2 protein-coding genes are annotated in these 2,910 nt (G+C 31.8%); both read left to right on the top strand.

Annotation, left to right across the window (positions count from 1 at the left end):
• Positions 1-1,290, top strand: a 1,290-nt coding sequence (locus RYL55_RS08445; protein ID WP_315008645.1) for an MATE family efflux transporter, incomplete at its 5' end; no start/stop codon positions are given.
• A 99-nt stretch (positions 1,291-1,389) separates the two neighbouring features.
• Positions 1,390-2,769, top strand: coding sequence for a deoxyguanosinetriphosphate triphosphohydrolase (locus RYL55_RS08440; RefSeq protein WP_315008643.1), 1,380 nt, complete (start codon positions 1,390-1,392; stop codon positions 2,767-2,769).
• The last annotated feature ends 141 nt before the right edge of the window (positions 2,770-2,910 follow it).

Raw genomic sequence — 2,910 nt, 5'->3', positions numbered from 1 at the left:
AATGCCTTATATAACATCGTGGATCAAATTTTTATTGGACAGGGAGTTGGGTATTTAGGAAATGCTGCGACAAATATTGCATTTCCAATTACAACGATTTGTTTAGCATTAGGATTAATGACAGGAGTAGGAGCTGCATCTAATTTTAATTTGGAATTAGGTCGTAAAGAAGTAGAGAAAGCTAGAAGAATTGCAGGAACAGCGGTCGTTCAATTAATCGTGATGGGAATTGCAGTTTGTCTGCTTGTTCAAATCTTTTTAGCACCATTAATGCAATTATTTGGAGCCACTGACCAAATTTTTGATTATGCCATGGAGTATTCTAGAATTACGGCTTATGGGATTCCATTTTTCTTATTTTCAACAGGATTTAATCCACTTGTTCGTTCAGATGGAAGAGCTACTTTTTCGATGATGGCGATTATTATTGGAGCAGTTATGAATATGATTTTAAATCCTATTTTTATTTTTGTATTTCATATGGGAATTGCAGGTTCTGCTTGGGCAACCGTGTTAAGTCAGATAGTGTCTGCATTACTGTTGCTTGCGTATATTCCAAAGTTTCGTTCTGTAAAATTTCAATGGGAAGATTTTATTCCGCATATGAAGCAAGTAGAAGCAATTGCTGCTTTAGGATTGACTTCATTTATTTTTCAAATTTCTGCTTTAATTGTACAAATTGTGTCGAATAATTTATTGAAAACTTATGGAGCTATGTCTATTTATGGAAGTGAAATTCCAATTGCAGTTGGTGGAATTGTAGCAAAAGTATTTGTTATTTTTATTGCATTAATTATTGGAATGACGCAAGGAGTTCAACCAATTGTTGGTTATAATTATGGGGCAAAATATTATGAGCGAGTACGTCAAACGATTTTTCTAGCATTAAAAATAGGATTTGGACTTTCATTTGTCACTTGGGCAGTGTTTGAAATTTTTCCTTTACAAATTATTCAACTATTTGGGAATGGAAATGATTTGTATTTTGAATTTGGAATTCGTTATATGAGATTCTTTATGCTATTTACTTTAATTAATGGAATAACGATTTTAATTACAACATTTTTCCCAGCAATTGGAAAAGCAAAAACGGGAGCATTTTTATCATTAGCAAGACAATTATTGATTTTATTACCTGTCATGTTACTGATGACTTATATTTTTGGAGTAGAGGGGATGATGTTTGCGACTCCTGTTTCAGATGTCATTTCTTTAGTTCTTTGTCTATTTTTCTTTAAGCGAGAATTACACGATATTCATATGAAAGAAGAATTGATTTTGGAAAAATAATGATTGAGAGAGTGAAGTAGTTGAATACTTTGCTCTTTTTTCTTTCTAAGATGGAAATGTTTCGTAAATTGGTTTAAGATAGAGGAAAGGAGTGATGACATGGAATGGAAAACGTTATTGGCAACTACTCGTCTTTCAGACAAAGATTCAAACCATCGTAACGAGTTTGATGATGATTATAAAAGAATTGTAACAAGTCCCGCTTTTAGGCGATTACAAGATAAGACGCAAGTATTTCCACTAGAAAGATTAGATTTTATTCATACAAGATTAACACATTCTTTAGAAGTAGCAATGATTGCAAGAACATTAGTGAGTGAAATTGTACGATTGTTACAACAAGATCCATTGACCGAAACAGATTCCAGCAAACAAGAAATGATTCATCATCAAAGTGATATTGCTCGAATTGTAGAATGTGCTAGTTTATTACATGATATTGGTAATCCTCCTTATGGACATTTTGGAGAAGATATTATTCGACAATGGTTTAAGAAAAAGTTACCACAGATTTTAGAGGAACATTCAGAGGTAGCAGAAGAATTTTTAGCAAGTCCCTATGTACATGATTTTTATCATTTTGAAGGAAATGCTCAATCATTACGAATTGTATCGAAGTTACATGATTTTAAGGGAAACTTTGATGGGTTAGATTTAACTCCTGCTACGATTAATACGATTTTAAAATATACACGTGCTTCTAATCAGCCAAAAACAGAGAAAATTACGTCTAAAAAAGTAGGATTTTTCAGAGCTGAAGAAGATATTTTTCGTCAAATAACTGATATTACAGGTACTGGTGAAAATCGTCATCCATTGACATTTATTTTAGAAGCTGCCGATGATATTGCATATTTAATAGCAGATTTAGAAGATGCGATTGGTAAAGGAGTATTAAGATTTGCCGTTGTAAAGGAATATTTACATTGCGTATTAAAAGAAGATAAAACTTCTCCGCATTCAAAAAAAGTTGTGAAAATATTAGAAACAATTGATGAAGAAATTTTTAGTATTAATCAATTTTTTGTCGATCTAAGAACGATGTTAATTGATGCAGCAACAGAGTCTTTCGTTCTTCATTATGAGAAGATTATGAATGGAGAGTATCAGCAAGATTTATTAACGGACTCTAGTGCGCATGAATTATATACGCATTTAAGAAAAGTTTCTGAAGATAAAATATATGATCATAAGAGTATTTTACGATTAGAAATTTCAGGTTATTCTACTTTAACGTATTTGTTAGATAGTTTTGTTCCACCATTAGTAGCTTATGATACAAACCGTCGATTAGATTATGTTGATTTGAAGAAAATTGGTATCATTTCAGAAAGTCAAAAACGTTCCTATCATTACTTTGCAGAAGGTAAATCAGAAGTGGAAAAATTATATTTACGCTTATTATTGGCAACTGATTTTATCTCAGGAATGACGGATAGTTATGCGCATCAACTTTACCGAGATATGGTAGGAATTTAGAAGTTATTTGAAAGGAATTTATACATGAGTCAAACATTAGAATATTTACAAGAATTATTAGCAGTCCCTTCTCCAACGGGATATACAGTAGGAGTACATTTTATAAATTAAAGAATGGTGAGAATGTAACTACCGATATTT

It is taken from the genome of uncultured Granulicatella sp. (genome assembly GCF_963515615.1).
Taxonomy (GTDB): Bacteria; Bacillota; Bacilli; order Lactobacillales; family Aerococcaceae; genus Granulicatella.
The sequence above is the reverse complement of the archived record's forward strand: the minus strand, read 5'-3'. Positions and strand labels throughout refer to the sequence as shown.

Excerpts from the sequence above, each read along its gene's own strand:
- RYL55_RS08440 (WP_315008643.1), top strand. The coding sequence starts at position 1,390 with ATGGAATGGAAAACGTTATTGGCAACTACTCGTCTTTCAGACAAAGAT.